This window comes from Bacillus sp. BC05(2025) (genome assembly GCF_056725905.1).
Genome location: NZ_JBWYRA010000002.1, coordinates 708296 through 732808 on the forward strand (window position 1 = coordinate 708296; position 24513 = coordinate 732808).

Genomic DNA, 24513 nt, shown 5'->3' on the forward strand with positions numbered 1-24513 from the left:
TTTTATATGCCTTCTTCTATTTTATCATCCAATCTCCACAAACCGCCCAAACTCCTTCAAAAATCTCAATTTAAAACTCCCCACAGGCCCATTCCGATGCTTCGCCACATGAATCTCCGTCATCTCTTTCTGCATCGTTTCCTTATCATAATAATCCTCTCGATACATAAGCATAATGACATCCGCATCTTGTTCAATTTGTCCCGTCTCTCTTAAATCAGATAAAAGAGGACGCTTATCTTGCCGTGCTTCTACCGAACGAGACAATTGTGACAACGCGACTACACAAACATTTAATTCCCGTGCTAATACTTTAAGCTTACGAGAAATTTCACTAATCTCTTGAAATCGATTGCCCTTATGCTTCGGATCACCCGTAATAAGCTGCAAGTAATCTACAATGACTAAAAGCTTCTTATCACCATGCTTCCTCTTTAACTTACGAGTTTGCATCCAAATATCTTGCACCGAAATGCCCGCATTATCATAAATTTCAAGCGGTAATTCCCCAATCTCCGCAAATGCCTTACTCACCTTTTCCCAGTCCTCCATCGCAAAACGATGCTTCGGATTTTTTAACCTACCTCCTGACACTTCACCTACGCAAGACGCCATCCTTTTTAACAATTGCTTGCTACTCATCTCTAATGAAAACAATCCAACCGCCGCTCCAGCCTTCGCCGCATGCAGTCCAACATTTAGCGCAAACGCAGTCTTCCCCATAGAAGGACGCGCACCAAGAACGACAAAATCACCTTCCTGCAATCCGCACGTCATTTTATTTAGCGATGTATAACCAGTCTCAATACCCGTAATCTCTTTCGCATCTTGATGAAGCTCTTCATATAAATCAACTAATGCATCCTTCAAATCAAACTCACATACACAGTCCTTCTCCTCTAACTCACAAAGTGCCGTAATCGTCTCACCAATAATTTTCTCATTCTTCTCCGCAATAAGACGCTCTCCCATTTTGTGCCCGAGAACACCTGCCTGATACATTTTCCAGGCACCTCGAACAAGCCCCTCATAATAAGAGAAGTTGGCAGTTGTCGGCACACCATCCATTAACCCTATAAAATACTCCATTCCCCCGATCCCCTCTAAAAACTTCGGATCTACCCTAGAAATGAACGTCACAAGATCAATCGGTTGCCCCTCTTCTTCCATTTTTCGCATTAACTGAAATATAGACTTGTGCACTGACAGAGAAAAATACTGCTCCGTCAAACGGCACTCCTTAATAAGCTCTCCATCAATTAATAGAGAACCTAATACCGTCTTTTCCGCCTCCACATTTTGAATACTCATGGCCGCCACCCGCGCTCCGCTAAAAAGCGCTGCAACTCTTCCTCAGACGGCGCATTCTTCTCCCACTCCTCACACCTCGCCAAAAACTCCTCCGTCTCCCCCGTACTAACAGACGCATCCTTCTTTCTAAAGCTCGCCGTATCCGCCTCAACCTCACACACTTTCGTAAATCCTTTCCCATGCCAACCTCTCAAAATGCCCTTCACATAAGCAACCGTCCGCTTATTATTCTCAAACGCAATTTGAAGAGCCTTCAGCACAAGCTCCTCTGACAAATCTTCCATCCATGCACTCAGTTCCTCCACAGTATGCGGAGACAAACTACCAAAATGTTGCTCATAAAAGGAAAACACGCGACTTCCCGTCTCTTCCTCGATAACCTCTTCTTCCTCTGCCTCCTCACAAACTGGCTCAACATCATCCACAGCCAAATCACTCGGCATACCGAAATGCGCTAAAAGCATCGGAACATTCAGCTCCTCCTCTACGCACTTCTGAAGAAACATATGTACAAACTCCTTATTCTTTACACCCTTAAGCTCACGAAGCACACACTTCTCCACATTCGTATTCGTCACCGGATTATAACGAAGCCAATTTAAAACGAACAACTCTCGTGTATCCGCATCATAAAGAATCTTCCCATAATCAATGAAGCGCTGCACAAGCTTATCAACAGTCTCCCGATTATAACCCGTCTCCATCTCAGCTAATCGCTTCGGAAAAGGAAAAATCCCACACTGCGTCGTCTTCGAACAAGTCAGCAAATAAACATAAAAATACCGCTCCTCCGGCGTCAAATCCAAAACAAAATCATCCTGCCAAAAATTCACCTGCACAGTACGATACACCGCCATCCTAATTCCTCCCGTCTCCGTTCAAAAGTGAAAACCTCTTCATAATATATATGGGAGGATGGCCGGATTTTTGGCGTATTATTTCAAATTTTTTTTCGACTCCTACTACTACGGTGTTTGTTGGTGTTTTTGTTTTGTTATGTTTTTTCTTAGTGATTTATTACTTGGTAGGGGCTTGTAAGGGGCTTAGGAGGGGCTAGTTATCGGTTACTTCGATTAGAAACACTCGATCCGAGAAGCCACCTCGTTCTTTTGCTTTCTTTTTACGGATGTTGTTGATTTCTTCTAGTGTCGTGCCTTCGTATTCGGCTAGGGCGTTTATTAGTTCTAGTAAGTCGGATAGTTCTTCGAGTTTGTGTTCTTTTGTGTCTGCTTCTCGATATTCGGTTAGTTCTTCTTGTGTTTTTTTGCAGAGTTCCTCTATGTATTCATCTTCGGGTAGGGTTCTTGTTGTGGGTGTTTTTCCGTTGGATTTTATTATTTGTGGGATTTTGTTTCGGATTAGTTTTTTGTAGGTTGGCATGGGATTTCCTCCGTTAGGTTTTTCTTCTATTATAATGGAAAAGCAGTTTAACTAGTTGTTAAACTGCTGGATTGCTTCTTTTATATAGTTTTCTTCTTCGGTTGTGAAAAGAGTTGGGAATTCGGATAGTGGAAGGTTTGATTTTTGGATTATATCCTCTATATCACTTTGAGGAGTATCAAGATAGTTCGTTACTTCTTCTATTACATTGAAAAATTCCTTCAAGGTAACTTGAACGTCATGATGACTCGGATCCTTCTCTTCTTTCTTATACTTTTTCAACTTCCCTATCACATCCATAAAACGCTGATCAAACTTTTCTTTTAATTCCTTATTATTATATAAAGCTTGAACACTATCCTTCGAAAAATGCTCCTCTAACCATTCTTTATTTTCTTTCTCCCATATAAAGGTTTGCAGAAAAGAAGAAAACAAAGCAACATCCACTCGTTCTTCCTTTTGAAATTGCCTCGTCATCTCATCCATATGCGAAAGCACCTTCGCAATTCTTTCTTGCTCTGCCAAAAGCACTTCTCTTTGAAAATGCATTTGTCTTAAAAAATCATCAGTCTCTATATCACGCTGCAAAATAATATTTTGAATTTCCCCAAGCGAAAAACCGAGATGCTTAAACGATTGAATTTGCTGCAGCACATACAAATCATCTTTCGTATATAACCGATGTCCGCCCTCCGTATAATCGCTCGGCTTTAATAAATTAATCTTGTCATAATAACGAAGCGTCCGCACCGTAACATCCCCAACACTTGCAAACTCACTAATCATCCACGCCATATCCTCACCTACTCCGCTAACTTCTCTTTCACATACTGAAACATATGAGAAAAACTCATCTCATTCTGCCGACAATATTGAAACAAACCTACAACAAGCAATACAAAAGGAACATTCTCTCTATAACGGTTTTCATACTCGCTAATACCATCATAAAAGTACTCATACTTTCTTTTTCGTAAAACGATATAAATCGCAATAAACAACATTGCAATCATAATAAAAATTCGCTTTCCCCTTATCTCCACTTCTTGTTTCATCATCTATTCTCCTTCCACTGCATACTTATCTTCTTTAAATAAAGGAATTCGAATGAAATAACGATATGGCTCGTCGCGTATTACTTTCCACGCAACAATGATCACTTGAACGACTTCAAAGGCAAACACAATCCAAAACAAAACATCACTAATACGCGAACTAATATTAAATAGAAGAAAGATTAACAAATGAAAGTTGAACGCCTTTCGGCAATGATATTTGTACACCTCATTTTTACGTGCCAGTGTAATGTACATGAGTAGTGGTGAAAAGATTCCTATTGTGGCTGAGAGTAGTAGCATGATGATGGTGTTTCTTTTTTCTTTTGTGGTGGTTTTCATGAGTTGTTTGGTCCCCCCTTTTTGATTTGTCTTCTTTAGGTTAGGGGGTGACGTTGGGGGAGGTGCAAGTATGAACTATAATTTGTTATAAAAAATAGACACAATGGAACCTCTCACATACTCCATTACTTCTATTTATCTTATTAAAAATTGATTATCTATCAAAAAACATTTTAAATACATACTGCAGCCAAAATAACATACATGTAATAAACATCCCAAACGCTATATTTTCATTAAATTTCTTAAAAATAACATTCCATTTAACAACAATATATTGATTCACAACACACCAATAGAGGAGAAATAAAATTGAGATACCGGTCAAAAGGATCATAAAGTCCAACCCTCTTCCTCCTTTCAATTTTATGATTCTCTTATTATACCCTCCACTAAATTAAAAGATCAACTATACACTTACTCTTTAAATGCTAAAAATTTATCTAGTTACGAATTCCCTCATCTTAATCCCTATGTAAATCACTTAAGAAGTTTTAAAAAACTTGACAAGGGGACCTCCTACTTTTCAAATTTTTAACTATGCTTATACAAAAACCACCTCAAACAAATATACCGTCCAAGGTGGTTTTCATATCACTATTCAATTACTACTTCAATCTATCCTGCAACGCACTAATATTAATGATCACAGGACTACCCGACTTCAACGTACCATCTTTTTGTAACATTGGTCCCGAAGTGATACATTGACCTTTCTTCAATGTTGCAAGTCGTTTTTCCCATTCTTTACGTACAGCTGAATCTTGAGCAAGGTTTGATGCAATAGCACTAATTTCATTTTCTGGTGGCATGAAATACACTTTTTGACTTGAATTCTGTAGTCGTGAAATTTCATCCATTGTAAATTGTCCTTTTAATGATTGTGTTGCATACCAACCTGACCAACCAAATTTTCTTCCTTCAGTTAAAATTTTGGCACTTGGTGATTTTTCTCTATGATCAAGATTTTGCGCTTCATCTAATATAACTGGGAATGGTTTATTTTTGTCGCCATGGTGTAATTGATAATTCCAAATATCCCATAAGATAAACTCTGTAATCATGAGCTGTACATCTCTATTAAAGCCCGTTAATTGTACAATAAACACTTTACCTTTTTGGTTCAGTATGTCTCCCCAATCATATACAGCATTATGATTAAATGGATTCTTATCAATAAACGGCTTAATTTGTGATCTTGCTGTTTTAGCCGGCCCAGAAGTATCCTCTTCTAATTCTGCTAATAAATAATTTAAATTCATACCTTCGCCATATTTATCTAAACCGCGCATTACTGCCTCATATATAGCGTTTTGTTGCTGAATGCCTAAATCTTTATATACAGCTGAAAATACACTTTTAATTCTTTCAGCAACATCTGTATTATCTTCATCGATATAAATTCCTTCATCCAATTCTTTTTGATTTCGCTTAAATGGATTTACTGGGAATTTATCTTTTGCTACTAGGAATTGTTCAATATTATCTTGGAGTTTCTCTTTGAATTCCGGTTCTAACTTAGAATTCTTAAATCCATCTGTATAGTCAAATATCATACTAGAAATTCCATTTTGCGCCAACTCAAGTAGTAAACATTGAATGAAGTAACTCTTACCTTGTCCTGATTTACCCGAAATTAAAATATGTCTATTTGCTAGCTCTGGATTTCCGAATTCCCAATATATTTCTTGAGTCGATCCCTCTACTGTTCCTAACAAAACGCGGATGTCTTTTAATTCTTTTGGTCCTCCCGTTCCTTTTTCTTCCTTTTCTTCTTCAGAATGAGGTACAGTTGGAACGACTTTATTGCTAGTTTTTTTTAACACTTGATTAGAATCATGATTCTGATTCAATAATCTATCTGGATTAATATCAGTTCCACCCGAATGGATTTTCATTTTGAGTGCTTCAATTTCTTCGATTACTCCTTCATATCCATCCTCTTCGGTTAATTCCACTAATAAAATATCTTCTTCTATTTTGATGGATCTCCATGATTGTTCCTTTTTAAATGATAAAATTGCTCCTTTTCCGATTTTATCATCCAAATGTCCACTCATTTCGTAATCATCATTTAATAATCTTTTCTTTAGTTCTTCAATTTTCTCATAAGATTTTTCTGGCCAAATGTTGTTTGCAATAAATTTCTCGGCATTCGCTAGCAATAACTGTACAAAGAAGTTTCGGAAAAACTTATGTTTAAATACATGTAAACCATCTTCACTTGTTTTAGAAAGTTGCGTATCAAATAGTTGCTTAGTAGCATTAATTTGCTCTTTTGCTTTTGCAATAGCACTGTCTTGATTTAAGCCGATTTTCACTTCCACTGGATAATAATGCACTGATAATTTATCATCTTGCATTTCTACTCCGATTAACAGTAAATCGTCACTATGTGCACCTTTTCCGCCTAGATTTTTTGCAGAAAATACACCTTCACTTTTCGTTAATTTCACCGCTCCAGCAACACGCAATATTTCTTCTAATGAGATAGGAACCCATAAAATATTCTCATGATCTAAAGCACTTAATATATACTTCACAGCTGAAATAATGCTTAACTTTTCTCTTGAGAATTGTCCCTTACTTCCTATAATTCTTAGTAACCACTCACCATTTAAACTATTGAAAGCTCTAATAGCTGTATTAATTTTTTCAGGTGTCGATACAATTTCTTTTTCTGCCAGATACTGTTCAATAACCGCTCGGTATTGTCTTGCTTTATCCGTTACTGTAATTGCATCATACTGGCTTGATGAAGAATATTGATCACTATAATGAATGACCAATAAATTACGTGATGAATCTTGGAAGAAATCTAAACCTACATTAGGTTCAATAAATGTTACCCAATAAGAAGATTCATATAAATGTTCTAGAACTTGTTCATCATAGGTAGATGTTCTCGTAACAATTGTTTCATTCTTACGATAAGGGTTTGTACCATCGTTATTTAAATTACTTCCTAATTCATTCATTCCTCTAGCAGTTTGAATTAACAAATGTTCATTATTCAATACATTTTTTAATCCAAATCCTGTACGATAGTCTACTTCTGTACTAATAGATGATAGAGATGATAACATTCCATTTAAAGATAATCCTGTTTCAATATCTTCCATTGTACTTTTCGCATGCTTCTCATTTGAAATCATTTTATAAAATGAAATATGAGCGTAACCATATTCTTTCGTACCAATAAGTTTATAATAGAAAACATTTTCTCGAATCAGCCTTAATACGTCTACAGCATCGAGATTCTTTGATGCTAACGATAACTCAAAGAACTCCTCGAATTTTTGAACATCATCATATATAGAAAATTTTTCAAAAGCGCTTAGTATATTACTCTCATGATATAAAGCAACCTCTACTGGTATAATTTTGGACGGCCCTTTTTTATCTATCTGCTTCTTAATAAACTGCACTAAACCTCTTACAACTTCTTTATCATTATTTATATTAATCACATTGATTCGTATCGGAGACTTAGATTCTTGTAAAAATAAGTATTGGAAATGTTCCACAAATTGTTGAAGCTTTTCTTCAACTACATTAGCTAAAAATGCATTAGATTCTCCAATCGCAACCTTATGAAGTGGTTCATAAACAGTCCATTCAGGCGCTTCATTTTGAGAAACTGGTCTATACAATTCATCATTCCGTCCATATATATATGGCAATAGATTGTTAGGATGCAGACGATTTAAAATATGCATCTCAACTACTTCGTTTTTAATTTCATCATTAACACTTAACTGATAGGCAACATTAAGCGGATGCAACGGTGTTAGTATGATCCTTTGTTCCTCTTCAATAACTCCCAATTTAAACAGATTCTTTTCTTCTTCTTTTAACATTACATTTTCTTGTATATGAGCAATGCTTTCGTTAAAAGTCTTCAAATATCTTATATATAGGTCTCTTAATTGATCATCCACAAAACAAAGACTAGGAAGCGTATTATTAAACTTATAGTAATTTAATAATTGTTGATACGCATCTCTCAATGATGGGTTCATTAATAATTCAACCTTATTTAGGCCTGATGCCCCTCTAACTGCAAAAGCGATTTCATTTTCAATCCATACTCTTTCGTCTTGTAAATAATTTCGAAATCCTTCTCGTGCTGAAAATTCCCTTGCACCTTGTTTTAATTTATTTGTATCAAAGTTATATTCAAAGCTTTCTTGATGTTCTCTTTTTAATTTCCATATCCTTTCTCCTGATACTGGAACAGTCTTTGCAACTTGCTCTCTAATAAGAATAGGAATTAAAGATGTTTCAATTTGAACAGAAAATGATAAGCTATCGTCATTCCATGCAGGAGAAGATTCAGAGACTTCAAAACTTCCACCTTGCCAATTTATAATCTGTGCATCTTCCTCAATAAATACTTCTTCTGGCTCATTAGAAATATCTCCAAAAATAATACGTTCTTCAGCTTTATTCATAATTACGTTTTTCTTATTTACATTCACTTCATAAATCGTTTGAAGCGATTGTAAAAACGCGGCTTCACACTCTACAACAGCAATATGAAACTCATATTTCGACTTAGATTGCATTTTATGCGTATATACAACTTTATGGAATGAAGTCACATTTTGCTTATGCGCTAAACTAACAGTTAGTTTTTTCCCAGATATCCCACAGAAACCCTGTGAATTTTTATGAATGTATTCCTTCTTCAACTTTTCTTCAAATTCAAAGTTCAAGTTTATATCTTCTATCTGTGTAGGATTAAAAACAATAATATGACGTTTACGTCTCCCAGCCTTTGTCTCAGCTTGTGCTTTCTCCCAATATAGCAGACCTTCTTTTGAATATTTCTTTGGTGATTCGATATATTCTAATGGGCGATCTATCTCAGTCATTTTGTCGTAAGAATCTTTAACAAGAACATAATCCGCTTGCTGCCAATCATCTTTCTTCAGGCGAGAAACACCTTTCTCATCAAATAATTTTTCTAATTGACTCTCTAAATGTTCATACTCGTGCATCTGTTGAACTTTCTCAAAGAATGAAGCATTTTCTTCTAGCCTTTTTTTCATTTGAGCTGAAGTAAATTGATTTAAATTTTCATCATAGAAAATACCTAGATTAGAATAATCTTCTCTCGCAATCTCTTGTTTTGATAAAAATCCAAGAATTTCTTCATAATCCCAAAGAGATGGTCTCACAATTGTATCATCTAATTTTTTACGTAAATAAAATGAAAGTACTTCCTTCTCTTCTTTATTTAAAGAAGAAGTTTCAATTTCTTCTTTTAATGTTTTCAAAATTGATTTTACATTAAATGGCATACCTTCTTTTTGTAGATCACTGCTACCACCCTTAATACTGTCCAGTGTCTCATGACATATACTAAGTAAAGCTGTTTTCTCCCAAACATCCTTTTGTTCACCGACTTCATTACGAAGTGTTACTAAAAAGTCTGGAGTAACATTTGCCGATGTAGTCGCAACAACTACTTTCATCTCCTCTGAAACCTTAATAGCAATCGTTTCATATGGAGTTCCCTGCTTATGCTGATAATAAAACGCCTGCGATAAATCTTGTTCTTTTAATGTGTCATAAAATGCTTGTACTTGTTCATGATTATCAAATTGAAGGTAAAATCGCTCTCCACCTCTAAGATTTTCCGCTTGTAAATAATTTGTTAGTTTATCTGAAAGATAATTATAAAATTGGTTTAACATACTGTGCATCACCGCTATCACTTTTTTTGTCTATTAAATTCAGCTTATCAAATAACTGTACAATTTCTTCTTTTGAGTAACGATCGAAGAATAAACCTCTAGCCTCTAAATCTATAAATACTTGCTTCAAAGGTTTTCTTTCCTTTTTTAAACTCAATGCTGTTAGTAGCAATAACATATCTTGACTAAGATTAAGCATATAACCAAGTGAACCTCGAGTTTTTAAGAAATATTTTTTCCCAACCTCTTCTATTGATAAAGAGTATCTATGTCGAGGGCCTTGCATCGTATCTTTTTCATAGGCTTCTTCTATACTACGGAATAAGGATTGTACAAGCGTATCATATTCTAATTCTAAATTTCCTTCATAAGCTCCAAGACCTAAATGTCTTCTATATTCCATAACCCAATCACAAAGCATCTCTAAAAATACTTTTTTATCCTCATCGGATAATTGCTGATATGTTTCCTTTAACTCAGGATAGCCACCCGCTTTTTCTACTCCCATTAGGAAATTTAAATGTTCTAAGCAATTAATATGTAGTAGTAAATGTCTACCTGTATCTTTAATCATTTGATAACCATGAGTATAACCTTTTCTATTCTTACTCGTAGACTCCCAGTCAAGTGTAAAATAAACTTCGTTGTTCTCACTAAAGTTCGCTTTCCCAACTTGTGAAAGCTTTAAAGTCAATTGAGTAATATATAAAAAGTAATAATAACTAAGAAACAAATGATAATGAGTTCTAAAATAATCTTTATGTTCTGCTAAAAATTGAAAATCTTCTTTGAATAGCTTTGAGATAAATGGAATTTGATTAATATAAGGACGGCGTTCTTTTTCGTCGCTCTCCAAATGATTTAATTGTTTTAACACAAGACGTGACATTAAATCTGTTGAATCGCTTTTTCCAAAAATCTCTTCTACTGTTTCTTTTTCACCTAATAAGACGTCTAAAAGGAATCTAGCAATATCTTGTTCTCCTTTTTTATCAGCCTTATCACTTAATGGTAAATATTGAAACAAATGCAAATGAAAAATTTTAATTGTATTGTCACTATCCTGCAGAAAGGTACGTAGTATTTGTTCAAATTGCGACTTATCTTGCTTTGATACATCAACAGATTTACTAATCTCTCCAATAAGTTCTTCTAGATTAACTTCTATTTTCAACTTATTTCCGCTGACTAGACGCGTAAACTCCCCTAATACTCCCTGAAACCCTTTTGCGAATTTTGCCCGCTCTGTTCCTCGGGTAGAGAAAGGTAACAGAGGAGCTTTTTTATTTATTGTATGTTTTAATCCTAACTTTTCTGGTTTAATACTCAGTGAGTTTTTCAAATCCTCTAAATTCTCTCTTACAATCATTTTCTAATCCCTTCTAAACGTAAATTCTTCAAAATCTTCGTCGTATGTTAGTCTAAACATTCCATTTTCATTAGATTGAACAAACAATAATTCTTTTTCTCTATTTCCTAATTTCATTATCTTATCCACAAATTCAACGAACTGAATACAATCTTCTTTATCCTTTTTATTCGGGCGATAACCTTTTGAAAGTTTGACCATCATTTCATATAATGGATAATCAATTTCTAAATATACAGGAGCTACTTTTTCTTCATTGGAAAAAGCAAGTAATATATTTAATTTAAATCGATTTAAAACCTCCGGTTCTACCCCTTTCAAATGTCCTACAAACGGCTTAATTTTAAGAGACTGTGCAACCTGAGTAGTATCATTTGAGTAATCCATGAATACATAATCTGACTTCGGACTTCCGTTCCATAAGAAAATTGATTTTCTCGCTAAATTATACATATCTTTTAAATCAGATCGATTTCCTTTATTAAAAGCATATAAATATTCCATATATTTTTTATAATTTTCATCCCCAAATATTTCATTTAAAACCGGAGATAAAAATAATGACATACGTATTAATGTTTTATTGAATACCTGTCTAGATGAATCACTTAGCTCAAAGAAAGAACCCATCTCTTCTAGCCCTTCTATCCACCCATCAAGTCCATGTAAATTCAAATGCTTTTGGAAAGTATTCTTCATGTTTACTGAATTGTTTAGCTCAATTAGCATTTGGTCTACACTATTTGATCGTAGATGAATAGGATCCATTTTAGAAATAACTGCTAGTAAATTTGATTTTTCTTGACCATCAAATAATAAATTTGGTAATAAGGCTTCGGTTTTTTCCATCATACCTGCCCCAAGAAAATCTTCATTCCCATGAGAAGGCACTAAAATATCATAAATAAAATTAAGCATGGAACGTGTTGAAATAATCATCTTATGCTTAACTATTGCTTCAATTAATATACTTAAAACACCATCTCGTATTTGTTGCTGTTGCAATAACTCATAATTCACCATAAAGAATCCATTTATACCACGTTGCTTATCCTTCAAATAAGCTTGATAGAATGGATTTTTTTCTGACTCAACCACAATTCGCTTTAAAATAGATGAAAAATAATCTGATTTTGGCCCTTCACTAGTTAATTCAAAAGGTTGATAATCACTAAAGCTAATCAAGTGGAAATTACTGCTTTGTTGATTAGTAGCAATTTCATTTGCCTCGAATATTCCTGATTCCTCAATAAATTTTGTTAAAATTTGATAGTGCTCTTTTGCATAATCTGATTCAATAAAGTTATGCAGAACTCCTAGGTTAATAGCTAAAATTAGCTTGAATCTAGAACCATCAATCTCACTATCACTATATGGCTTTAATACTTCCGCTAATGTATCAAGGGAGCTCTTTTGTGGATCAAAACTTTCCGTAGCATCATTATGCACCGAAAACTCTTCCATCAATTCAGGATATTTATTTTTTACATACGATAATAAATGTGATTTCCCATCTCCAACGCTACCACACAAGAAAATTAATTGACTTGTATTTTGCCCAGCTGCTGCTGTTAGAGCAGACATCATATCGTTCTGTATCGTTCTTTCTACATGTAAATAATCCTTAAACGAACTAAATTCATTAGGATTTTCGATAGCCTCTTGAGATGATTCTTTCAGCTTCGAGAGTTCTGCTAGTAAATAACTCTCTCCTTCTCCTAAAATAAAATCATCATACACAAAATTGTTATCTGCTTCTTCTTCATTATCCACAGACTGTTTATCTTCAATTTCTAACCCTACTGCAATCTCAGCATTATTTATTTCTGTTAATTTCTCAGTTTGATTTGATGTATTTTGTTTACTTGCAATCTCAATTAGCATTTTTAACTTTTCTTCTAAACTAGCAGATATCTTTTCTTCTAATTTCTCCACAATATGTACACTACTCTTCGGCTGTGGATGTTTGTATTTCGGGGCAACAAACTCATAACTCCCATATACCTCCATAAACCACACTGCAATTTGGAATAGATTTTTATGCATTTTAAAAGCACTCTCTACCCCACTTTCAATATGTTCATGTGCCGCTTTATTTCCTAAATAGCGAACAGTATCAAATGAACGTGAAATTTCCTTTGATAAAATATCTTCTCTTTCTAATTTTTGAATACGCTCTACTTGCTTTAAATATTGTACGTCATACAGTTCATGCTCTTCCGCAATGCGTTTTGATAATAGCTCTGCAAATATTCTTCCCTTAATTAAAACCGATTGGGGATCTTGATAAAAAACATTTTCAATATCTCTCCCCATCTCCGCTAACTCGGGGAATACCTCTTGTAGAAAATCAAATGTATATTTCTCCAATGATGTAACACCTCTTAATCTAAAAATACGTTTCGAATATATTCCATATTATACAATATCTATAGAAGAATTGTTGGTATTAAGAAAAAAGGAAATAAGCGGATTATTCATTCTCAATTAGAAATTTGCAAAAAAATAATCTGGGTTATATAGCTAGCTATATAACCCAGATTATCTCAACTCTTTATTATTTCAAATCTTTAATAAGCATGCATATGTTTATTCCCTAGAATAAACTCAACTGCACAATACTATCCATCTTCTCTTCTTCTTTGTTAATCTCTAAAATCCTTTGACCCATTCGCTCCACCAAATCAACCACTAAAGCATTTCCCATACAAAAATATCTATTTCTTTGTGGCATACCTGTATTTGTCCAGTCCATCGGGAAACCATTTAACAATTCACATTCAACTGGTGTTAAATATCTTAGTCTTTTTGTATAAGGATCCTCAATGACATGTGAACTTCTATTACATGTTCCTTCACTTGTTAACATTGTACGCCCAGGCTTATTTAAATCATCAGGGAAAGCCATTCCTCCCTCAGAGTAGAAATATTTATGACCTGTCGCCTTTGATACTCTTTCTTCTTTTTTAGGACCTTTAAGATACTTAAGTTCCTCAAATTCAGTTCTGCCCTTTTTGTTAACCTTATCCATTTTCAAATAATATGATTCATCTGCAGGACCAAATTTATCATATACCTTTTGAACAACTTCACCTAAAGTCTCTGGACTCTCAGTTACTGGAACTAATTCTTCCGTATATACTTGTCCATCCATCATTACGCCAGAATTATAGTATTCAGCTTTAAATGTATCAGAAACCTCAATAATATCGACTGGCAACTCAAATTGCCCTCTTTTTTTGTTTTCTTCAGGTGCTTCATGCACATTAAAAATTGGAGCGAAGAATCCATTTTTACACAATATCTCTAAAGGCTTCATTTTACTTTGAACAGATGTGAAATGAGATTCTTTTAAATACGCAAAAATAAATACTCTTCGTCTTCTTTGAGAATTCCCATAATCCGCAGCGTTAATAACTCTCCATTCCACTACATATCCTGCATCTCTAAAGCTCGCCAGCATAATAGAAAAATCACGACCTCTTTGTTTTGCTGGTGACTTTAATAATCTATCTACATTCTCTAACAAAACAAATCTTGGCTTGCGAGAATTAACTATGTTCATTATCTCCCAAAAAAGAACACCTTTTTTCCCTTGTATTCCTTTTTCATTTGATAAAGTACGTGCTACAGAATAGTCTTGACAAGGGAATCCACCTACTAATAAATCATGCTCAGGTATTTCCGGCCAAGCTTCTGCTATATCTCTATTTACATGTATTCCTTTATTTTCAAAGCGAGTTGCATAACAATTAAATGCATGTTGTGCTTTAGTTGAGGGCTCCCACTGGTTTCCCCAAAGAACTTCAAAGTTTTCGTTTGCTTCTAGTCCTAATCTAAAACCTCCTACTCCCGCGAAAAGTTCTACTACTTTCACCATAAATACACGAACATCCTTTCGGTATTTTATTTATCTATGCTTCATTATAATAAAAAGTGAGGAAAAGATCAACTATAACATTTTAGGAATCATATTTTTTTACAGTTCCTTTTTTGACTTGTAACCGTTAAGAAAATAATTCGTTACTATATCAATAGTATAAACGAAACAAATCGCCTTGAATAGATCCAATATAACTGTTCTTTAATAGAACAAACTGACTTTTCCTTCTTATAAATTTTACTTGTATAAAATTGAAACAGCTTTTTATTATAGCATAGATTTAATATGTATTGTTTAAAATCATACAACGCAGCACTGGATACAGAAAGGAGTTTATTATGGACTATACTACAATAGAAGAACTAATGAAAAAAGCACATGAAGCTGAAGGAAAAACATTTGGTGAAATTGATTCCACTAACCGACTGGCAAATGCTAAATCGAAAGGTGGACTAGGGCAAGTAATCGAAGAAAGCTTTTTTGGATATGAAGTCAATTCAAACGCAGAAGCTGACTTTAAACACCTTGGTATTGAACTTAAAGTAACTGCATTTAAACAAAATAAAAACGGTTCATTATCTGCCAAAGAGCGGCTAGTCTTAAATATTATCAACTATATGGAAGAAGTTCATACACACTTTGAAACCTCAAGCTTTTGGAAGAAAAACGAAAAACTACTATTAATGTTCTATGAATGGGTACCTGGTGTAGACCGTAAAGATTTTCACATTACAAAAAGCCTTTTATTCACCTATCCCGAAGCTGATTTAGAAATAATTAGACAAGACTGGGAAACCATCGTAAATAAAATTCGTGCCGGCAAAGCACATGAATTATCTGAAGGTGATACAAACTATTTAGGAGCTTGCACTAAGGGTTCCAATAAAAATTCACTTCGCTCACAACCGTATTCTGAAATTCCAGCAATGCAAAGAGCTTTTTCGTTAAAGCCTTCTTATATGACAGCACTAGTTCGCAGGTATCACCTAAACGAAGAACTAGTAAGTTTTACAACAACAAATGAACTAAAAGGAAAATCTTTAGAAGAAATCCTTTATTCAAAATTTGAAAATTACATAGGCTTAACTGATCAAGAAATCGCTCAAAAATTATCTATTGATTACAAACCTACAACCAAAAGCTTTGTTCCACTATTAGTAAGCTCTTTACTTGGTATCAAAGGAACTCGACTCGATAAAATTGAAGAATTTGCGAAAGCTAATATAGAATTTAAAACAGTTCGTTTAGAGCCCAATGGTAAACCCGAACAAAGCATGTCATTTGAAACAATCGATTTTCATCAATGGACAAACGAATCATGGGAAGAAAGCGAAATTAGAGAACGCTTCTATCAAACTAAGTTTTTATTCGTAATTTTTGAATTTAACCAAACAAAAAAAGAAAATCCAAATCGTAAACTCTACTTTAAAGGTATTAAACTTTGGAACATGCCTGCTCCTACAATAGAAAAAGAAATACGTGAACTATGGGAAGAAGTTAATAAAGTAATACATGAGGGTATTCAAATTGAATATAAAAAACGTGGTGACAAAGTCGTCGAAGCAAATAACCTACCAAAAATAAACTTCAACGGTGTCGCGCATATTAGACCCAAAGCCCGCAACGGTGCCGATAAAGTAGCTTTACCTGATGGTCAGCATATTACAAAGCAGTGTTATTGGTTAAATAACTCTTATATCGCCCAAATCATTAACAAAACGAATAAATAATTATCTTTCTTATTAACAAAAATGGATTATATCTAGATAGTATATAAAAACTTACCTAGATATAATCCATTTAATATATATCGTTAAAATTAATACACGTTATATACAATATTTAAAAATATTTAACAATATTTAACAATATTTCCATCTATGCGAAATCAGTTATTTCTTCATTTTCACTTAAAATACTTCTGATAATCCTCTTCATTTTTAAATTCAATCGGCCCTACATCCATTCGAAACTTTCCGTTCTCGTACAAGAGTGGAGAAGCTTCTGAATGGTCTTTTGAGTAGCTTTCTACATGTGAAATTTTCATCTCATTTGAATTCGTGAAATCAATATGAGCAATACACACCCAATAAGCATGGTCATTTATTTCTAATAACGGTGCTGTTACAACGCTTCCCATATGATTATCGACAACAGCCTTAGCCCTCATAGAATAAAAACTACCTACCCCATTGCCGACAGCACTATACGCAGCAAATAAAACATATTTTAAAGCTTCTGGTCGGTAAATACGAATTGTTTCTTTTCCTGGCTCTTGCGAATCACCATCTAACACAATATATGGCGAGACTTTAGACGAACCTAGATTTTTATAATAAACCTTTCCTATTTCTCCATTAGTTGTTACGTAATAACAGTATAAGTCTAAATCTTTATTTGTTTCCCATTCTAAAGTAGCTGTTACCATTTTAGATTTTTGTATATTTATAGATTGTTTTTTCTTCAATTCAACCTTCACTGCATTAATAGTTTTTGTACTGGAGGCGGCGTAGGGACTATTTTCTTCTCTACAGAGGGCGCAGTTTGTTTTTCATCCTCTGCGATTTCTATTCCAAAATTTGTACACAATGCAGCTAATCCACCAAAATAGCCAGCTCCAATCGGATTGAACTTCCATCCTCCTCCATGTCGATATAGCTCTCCAACAATAATGGCACTTTCATCTGTAAATGGATACGTGATAGGAAAATGAATAATTTCTAATCCTGATTGTGCGTTGTTTATTTTCAATTGAATATGGGAAACATCTCGTAGCGCCTGTTTCTTTTCTTCAGCATTATGAATTGTAATCGAAAATACAACCTTTTGTACCTCATCTTTTATATGAGTAAAATCTATCGAAAACCTTTGTTTACTTCCATTTGCGATATTTTGATTTAATTGAACAGATCGACAACTAGAATAAGGTTGTCCATAAAAAACAAAATCCTCTTCTTTAGTAATTTTCCCATTAAAACCTACTAAAAAAGCTGATGCATCTACATCCATATTCATTGGGGCATTCCAAGTTAAATCTACCAGTAATCCTTTCATCCCTGGATGATTTTTTGTAACATCTATCTTTTGTCCCCTTACTAAAGTATGTATCATCATAATTCCCCCGTCCTACACCTTTAATGTTTTATCACTCAGTTCAATTATACTCCTCTTTAGATTTCCCTTTCTATCTTAAACTATAAAACCATAATAACTAATTATTATTATAAAGGGAAAAATCCATATAAAAAATTATTGAACTAAATACTCTCTATTTAAAATTCTAAATACATATACTAAGAATGATATTAATATTTCATGAGTTGAGGTTGCTAAAATTACTTATCAACTTTAGCTCCACCAACCATTCCCCCATACCAACCATACCTCTCCTCCAAAAACCCCCGCGTCTCCCCACTATCCTTATAATAAGAATTCCACCCTCTCTCCCTCAAAATCCCCTTCCAACTATCACTCTCAACCATCCTCTTAAACACACCATCCCAATAAGCAACCTCTTCCTCCGTCATATCTTTCGGGCCCATAATCCCTTTCCAGTGCTGGAATATGACGTTGATTCCTTGTTCTTTCCATGTTGGGATTTCGGGTAGTCGGTCTAGGCGTTTTGGTGCGGATACGGCTAGTATTTTTATTTTGCCGATTTTGTATTGTTTTTCGGCTTCGGATAGGGTCATGGTTGCGGCGCCTATTTGTTTATTCGTTAGGGCGTTTATGATTTTTTCTTTGTTTTCGTAGACGAAGAATTGTAGTTCGGCTGGGTTTATGCCGAATGCTTTGCTTACTTGTACGAAGGATAGGTGATCGTCGTTTCCTAGGCCGGGGGCAACGCCGATTTTGAAGTTATTCTTGTCTTGTTTTAGTTGTTCCATTAGTTGGTTTGCGTTTTCTATGTTTGATTCTTTTGATACGACAACGACTTCCCAGTCCGATGCGAGTGTTGCGAGCGGCGTGAAGTCTTTATATGTTAGTTTACTGTGACCTAGTAGGTTGTTCGTTATGAGTAAACTTGAGTTAATCGCCAGTACGTGACCGCCTTTTTGTTTCGTATATTTCCATCCAACATCACCACTTCCACCTGCTTTGTTTGTGACAGTGACTGGTTTTGTGAAGATTTTTTCTTCTGTCAGCGTTTTTTGCATCGCTCGTGCCGTTAAGTCCCATCCTGCTCCTTGAACGTTTGGTGCAACGATTTCTACTTTGTCTATGTTTACTGTATTCGTTTGAGATTTTTCCGAAGAACAACCAGCTATTACTCCTGTCATGATCCATATACATAGTAATAATCGTTTTTTCATAGTCCTCGTCCTATGCGATATTTTCGTTCTGGTCGGCCGATAATACCGTATGTGTACTCTACTGTGCATTCGTTTGTCGCTACTAAATATTCTAAGTATCTTCTTGCGGTTGTTCGGGAGGCCCCCATTTGTTCTCCCATTTCTTCTATTGTAATGCCCTCTTCGAATCCTTTTATAATCCCTTTCACTTTTTGCAATGTTAACGGGTCCACACCTGTCGGTAAGTTTTTTATGTCCTGTGTTTGCGAAGTACCGAAGAAGTTATCGATAAGTGCTTGATTCACTTCATTGCTACTATGTAATAGTTGCTTCTTCCTTTTATAGTCTTCAATTGTGCGAACGAATTTTTCTAACGTGACCGGTTTTATAAGGTAGTTGCTTACACCATTTCGAATTGCTTTTTCTAGCATATGGTTTTCATTTGCCGCAGTAACCATAATGACGTCAACGTTTGGAAAGTCAGCATGAATTTTCGGTAATAAGTCTGTTCCTATTCCATCTGGCAAATAATTATCTAATAGAAGTAAATCGATTTCTTCCCTTTGTAGTAATTCCATCGTTTCTTTCGCGTTCAACGCTTTTCCGATTACTTTTACGTCCTTTATTTTTAATAAAAACTCTTCCTGAATTTGCGCGACGCGGAAATCATCTTCTGCAATTGCAACCTTCAACATATGCCCATCCCCCTGTTTGTCATGTACTTTCTCTCAATGTTTTCGGAAGGTAAATTGTAAAAATCGCTCCCCCATTTTTCTCGTTTTGAATCTCAATTGTTCCCTCTAGTACATCTACCATTTCTTTCACATTCGCTAGTCCGTAACCACGATCATTTCCTTTCGTTGAAAACCCTTTTTGAAAAATGGTCGTCATTTTTTCTGCCGGTATCCCTGCTCCACTATCTATCACTTCAAACACAATGTCGTGTCCAATATCGGTAATAAAGAAAGAAACATTCTTCTCCTCTTGCCCACTCACCGCATCAAACGCATTGTCGATTATGTTTCCAAGGATCGTAATAAGGTGCGAAACTTTTATATGGTCTGGTAACGGATGAAGTGCACTATCTCCTTCAATATGAAAATCGATTTTCTTCTCAGATGCTGTTCCGATTTTACCTAATAAAATAGCTTGTACTTTTGCATCATGAATTTGATGGAATAAAATATGATTTTGGCTTTGATGAATGTTAGATTCTTGCTGGATAAATTCAATCGCTTCTTTGTAATGTCCTAATTGAAGTAATCCTGATAAGACGAAAAGTTTATTTGTAAATTCATGTGTTTGAGCGCGTAAGTCCTCGGAATACTTTCTTACCTCAGATATTGTATTAACAAGGTTTTGCAGTTCTGTTTTATCTCTAAAACTACATACAACGCCTACCGTACTATTATTTTCAAGTATCGGCGTCATGTTTAAAATAAACACTTTATCTTGAAACGCGATTTCTTGATCGTTTTCTAGCACTCTTTCCATATTAAATTCCGGTAAAACTTTTGAAATGTGCTGCTGCATATAATCATCATTCACATGTAGCATCTCTTCTGCCGACGTGTTCATCATCGTAATAAAACCGTTTTGATCAATAGCGATAATTCCTTCTTTTATAGATAGTAGTATCGCACTTCGTTCCCGGTATAGCGCTGCGATTTCATTCGGCTCTAAACCGAGTGTATCTTTCCGAATGCTGCGTGCTAAAAGAATGCCACCAACAATGCCGGCTACTAATACCGCTAAGGAAAAGAGTATAATTTCTTTCGTTCTGCTCAGTATGTTAGATTCAATACCTTTTATTAAAAACTCTACTGTCACAACACCTACAACTTGATCGTAGTCTCCGTTATGAACAATAATGGGCGCCTTCGCCATTAAAGCAGGACCACTTTCCCCATTTCCTTCGAGCGTATAATAACCGCCAAAAGTAAGTGCTTCATAGTTATATGGATTGTTACTCTTTGTGCCAATTAACTCCGAATTAGAATGGGAATACATCACCCCAAAACGATCTTCTATAATGACATAATCTGCGCCAGCTTGCTCCCGAACTTGTTCCGCAATCGATTGAATCGCACTTTTATGCTCGTTATTTTGAAAAGCTTCTTTTATAGCAGGCATAAAAGAAAGCGACTTCGCTGTTTGCAGTGCTAATTGTTCCACTTGGCGCTTCGTATCAACGGACTGAATGTAAACAAATATTCCCGCTAATAGGAGAACGACAAATAAAATTAACGCGATAATTAAGCTTACTATTTTCGTTTGTAATGACACTTTGCGTGATTTCTTCATACTTCATATCCTTTGATAAAATATTCAAAACTATCAATCTCCTTTTTCTATTATTATGACAAAACGAATAATGAAGCAACTATTAAAACTCTCCATGTACATAAAGTACAAAAAGAATAAAATTGTCATAATATTGAGATTTCATTCTACAGACAGTACAATTCAACTATAATGAACATGCTTTCATGATTATCATTTTATTTATAAGCAAGAGGGGGAATGATTATGGCTCAAACAAAATCTAACCGAGTCGCCGGCAATATTTTCAAAGGTTCTGTTGGCAATTTAATTGAATGGTACGACTGGTACGTTTACTCTGCTTTCGCTGTTTACTTCTCAGCAGAGTTCTTTCCTAAAGGCGATCCAACGAGTCAGTTACTGAACACAGCGGCTATTTTCGCAGTTGGATTTTTAATGCGCCCTATCGGAAGTTTATTAATGGGACGCTATGCAGATCGGCACGGACGCCGGGCAGCATTAACGCTTTCCATTACGGTTATGGCCGGTGGTTCTTTAATTATCGCCTGTACACCTAGTTACGAAAGTATCGGTATTATGGCACCAATTATTTTAGTGCTTGCCCGTTTACTGCAAGGATTATCACTCGGCGGAGAGTACGGAACTTCCGCAACGTATTTATCTGAAATGGCTAGTAGTGGTCGCCGCGGCTTTTATTCAAGTTTCCAATATGTCACGCTCGTTGCTGGACAGATGGTTGCATTAGGCGTTCAAATTGTTCTTCAGCAATTACTAAGCGAACCAGATATGAAAGCTTGGGGATGGCGCATTCCGTTCATTATTGGAGCAATGGGTGCAGTAGCTGTATTATGGCTTCGTCGCACAATGGATGAATCGGAACAGTTCGCAAACATAAAATCACAAAAACGCGAAAGCGCAGGAACCGTTCGCGCGCTTATGAAACACCCGAAAGCAGTATTAACAGTAGTCGGCCTAACATTAGGAGGCACTGTCGCATTCTATACGTACACAACATATTTACAAAAATTCATGGTAAACACAGTCGGTCTTCCGAAAGAAGTTGTAAGCTGGATTAACTTTGTCGCACTACTTATTTTCGTCGTACTTCAACCAATTGCAGGGCTACTATCCGATAAAATTGGACGCCGCCCACTATTAATGGCATTCGGTATTCTCGGAACGTTACTAACAGCACCAATCTTCTTCTTTATGGAAAAAACGACAGAACCAATCGTAGCATTCTTACTCATGATGGTCGGCCTCATTATCGTTACTGGTTACACTTCCATTAACGCAATTGTAAAAGCAGAACTCTTCCCGACTGAAATTCGCGCACTTGGCGTAGGTTTACCGTATGCACTAACTGTTGCGATATTTGGCGGGACAGCTGAGTTTATCGCTTTATGGCTAAAGAGCATTGGGATGGAATCACTATTCTACTTCTACGTAGCTGGATGTATTGCGATCAGCTTTATCACATATTGGCGTATGGCTGAGTCATCGAAGACTTCGCAGATTGAGGCGGAGCTTAGTGGTGGGGACAATTTAGTTAATAATAAATCTAGTTAAAATGATGTATTCTATAAGCTTCGTTTATCTAAACTAGATTTTAAGTACCAGTTTGGTAATATAGAGTTTAATCCCCCCACATATGTAGGGGGATTATTCATGTATTTTAACTGGTTCATTTCACCTTTTTTGAAGAATGAAGAAAAGACACCCTAAGGTGCCTTCCTCTAACTGGATAACCACTTTTTATGTATGAAAGGTCATCGTATGATTTTGAGAAAATATATATTTGGACACAAATAACTTCATTCTCTACTGTTAAGAAATCAGTTCAAATGTTTCTATTTATCGTATCTACACGACTTCATATCGCTTTAGGAAATGGTTTAATCAAAATCCCTTACGCAACCATGCAGTAGCAAGATTAATTGCTCCGCGTGCGGCTTCAGTATTAGCTAAAGTGTTGAGCATCACGAAATCATGAATGATACCTTGGAAGCGCACCGCTGTGACAGGAACACCAGCTTCGCGAAGTTTATTGGCATATGCCTCTCCCTCATCACGCAATACATCAGCTTCAGCAGTTATAATTAGTGCTGGTGGAAGCCCTTGAAGTTGCTCAGTAGTTGCACGTAAAGGTGATGCTGTAATCTCAGCTCTCTCATTTGAATTGGTTGTATACTGATCCCAAAACCACATCATCGCGTCACGGCGTAAAAAGTACCCCGTAGCAAATTGGTGATAGGATTCCGTATCGAAAGAGGCATCTGTTACAGGATAGAAAAGTAATTGCTGTCGGATTTTTATGTCTCCTCTTTCTTTAGCCATTAGTGTGATAGCAGCAGTCATATTGCCGCCAACACTATCGCCTGCAATTGTTAAACTCTCTGGATTCATGCCGTTCTTACTTCCATTTTCAGCTACCCACTTCACTACTGTATAGATTTCTTCAATAGCTGTCGGATATTTCGCTTCAGGAGACAAAGTGTAATTTGGAAATACAATAGCAGCTTGTGAACCAACAGCCAAGTCACGGATTAGGCGATCATGTGTATGTGCATTACCAAAGACCCAACCAGCACCATGGATGTACACAATGACAGGAAGATTCGCAGGTGCATTCTGTGGACGTACTATTCTTACTGATACCTGTCCGCTCGGGCCTCCTGAAATCATACGATCTTCAATATCAACTGGAAGTTTATCAATCGGTCCAGATTGGACTTCATCTACAGCGTTTCTACCTTTCTCAGGTCCAAGGTCAAATAAATACGGTGGATTCGCAGTTGCTTCAACAAATTCTTGTGCTTCTTTTTCTAATTGTATTTTCTTTAGCATAATATCTCTCCTTATTTGAAGGTTAGTAGCCAACACTTTTTATTTCATT

16 protein-coding genes and 1 pseudogene are annotated in these 24513 nt (G+C 35.5%); 2 read left to right on the forward strand and 15 right to left on the reverse strand.

The features are described from left to right. Positions 1-24: 24 nt before the first annotated feature. The 10 genes from dnaB to dcm form a co-directional block, all read right to left on the reverse strand. Entirely contained in the window at positions 25-1311 is a 1287-nt protein-coding gene (gene dnaB / locus ACZ76X_RS09605; protein ID WP_479850304.1) for a replicative DNA helicase, read from the reverse strand. Continuing rightward, positions 1308-2168, reverse strand: a complete 861-nt coding sequence (locus tag ACZ76X_RS09610) for a DnaD domain-containing protein (protein ID WP_479850305.1) — start codon at positions 2166-2168, stop codon at positions 1308-1310. Before ACZ76X_RS09610 ends, dnaB begins: the two co-directional genes overlap by 4 nt. Before the next feature lie 196 nt (positions 2169-2364). Beyond that, positions 2365-2691 (reverse strand): nucleoside triphosphate pyrophosphohydrolase, encoded by a 327-nt coding sequence (locus tag ACZ76X_RS09615; protein ID WP_479850306.1) that lies wholly within the window; start codon positions 2689-2691, stop codon positions 2365-2367. 51 nt (positions 2692-2742) lie between these two features. Next, a complete protein-coding gene (locus ACZ76X_RS09620; RefSeq protein ID WP_479850307.1) occupies positions 2743-3486 on the reverse strand; it encodes a MerR family transcriptional regulator in 744 nt (247 codons plus the stop codon). Positions 3487-3494: 8 nt separating this feature from the next. Further along, positions 3495-3746: a hypothetical protein gene (locus tag ACZ76X_RS09625; protein ID WP_479850308.1), complete on the reverse strand. Its 252-nt coding sequence runs from the start codon at positions 3744-3746 to the stop codon at positions 3495-3497. Between the two features lie 3 nt (positions 3747-3749). Next, a complete protein-coding gene (locus ACZ76X_RS09630) occupies positions 3750-4088 on the reverse strand; it encodes a magnetosome magnetite crystal formation protein family (protein ID WP_479850309.1) in 339 nt (112 codons plus the stop codon). A 608-nt stretch (positions 4089-4696) separates the two neighbouring features. Continuing rightward, complete coding sequence (gene dptH, locus ACZ76X_RS09635) at positions 4697-9790, reverse strand: DNA phosphorothioation-dependent restriction protein DptH (protein ID WP_479850310.1); 5094 nt, start codon at positions 9788-9790, stop codon at positions 4697-4699. After that, positions 9771-11159, reverse strand: coding sequence for a DNA phosphorothioation-dependent restriction protein DptG (gene dptG / locus ACZ76X_RS09640; RefSeq protein WP_097851260.1), 1389 nt, complete (start codon positions 11157-11159; stop codon positions 9771-9773). The genes dptH and dptG overlap by 20 nt, the downstream gene beginning before the upstream one ends. 3 nt (positions 11160-11162) lie before the next feature. After that, entirely contained in the window at positions 11163-13529 is a 2367-nt protein-coding gene (dptF, locus tag ACZ76X_RS09645) for a DNA phosphorothioation-dependent restriction protein DptF (RefSeq protein ID WP_479850311.1), read from the reverse strand. Positions 13530-13755: 226 nt separating this feature from the next. Continuing rightward, entirely contained in the window at positions 13756-15039 is a 1284-nt protein-coding gene (gene dcm, locus ACZ76X_RS09650; RefSeq protein ID WP_070805354.1) for a DNA (cytosine-5-)-methyltransferase, read from the reverse strand. A gap of 341 nt (positions 15040-15380) precedes the next feature. Between dcm and ACZ76X_RS09655 the strand changes: the two genes are divergently transcribed. Then, positions 15381-16772 (forward strand): Sau3AI family type II restriction endonuclease, encoded by a 1392-nt coding sequence (locus ACZ76X_RS09655; protein WP_479850312.1) that lies wholly within the window; start codon positions 15381-15383, stop codon positions 16770-16772. Between the two features lie 176 nt (positions 16773-16948). Here ACZ76X_RS09655 and ACZ76X_RS09660 read toward each other — a convergent pair. From ACZ76X_RS09660 to ACZ76X_RS09675, 4 genes and pseudogenes are all read right to left on the reverse strand, one after another. Beyond that, a pseudogene (locus ACZ76X_RS09660) lies at positions 16949-18153 on the reverse strand (TerD family protein). 224 nt (positions 18154-18377) lie between these two features. Beyond that, entirely contained in the window at positions 18378-19355 is a 978-nt protein-coding gene (locus ACZ76X_RS09665) for a tripartite tricarboxylate transporter substrate binding protein (protein WP_479850313.1), read from the reverse strand. Continuing rightward, entirely contained in the window at positions 19352-20029 is a 678-nt protein-coding gene (locus tag ACZ76X_RS09670) for a response regulator (protein ID WP_479850314.1), read from the reverse strand. The genes ACZ76X_RS09665 and ACZ76X_RS09670 overlap by 4 nt, the downstream gene beginning before the upstream one ends. 19 nt (positions 20030-20048) lie before the next feature. Continuing rightward, positions 20049-21638 carry an ATP-binding protein gene (locus ACZ76X_RS09675; RefSeq protein WP_479850315.1) on the reverse strand — a complete coding sequence of 530 codons (1590 nt, stop codon included), beginning with the start codon at positions 21636-21638 and terminating at the stop codon, positions 20049-20051. Between the two features lie 225 nt (positions 21639-21863). Here ACZ76X_RS09675 and ACZ76X_RS09680 point away from each other — a divergent pair, with 225 nt between their 5' ends. Then, complete coding sequence (locus ACZ76X_RS09680) at positions 21864-23186, forward strand: MFS transporter (protein ID WP_479850316.1); 1323 nt, start codon at positions 21864-21866, stop codon at positions 23184-23186. A gap of 330 nt (positions 23187-23516) precedes the next feature. Here the strand turns inward: ACZ76X_RS09680 and ACZ76X_RS09685 are convergent, their stop codons facing one another. Continuing rightward, positions 23517-24464: an alpha/beta hydrolase gene (locus tag ACZ76X_RS09685; protein WP_479850317.1), complete on the reverse strand. Its 948-nt coding sequence runs from the start codon at positions 24462-24464 to the stop codon at positions 23517-23519. Positions 24465-24513 lie beyond the last annotated feature (49 nt).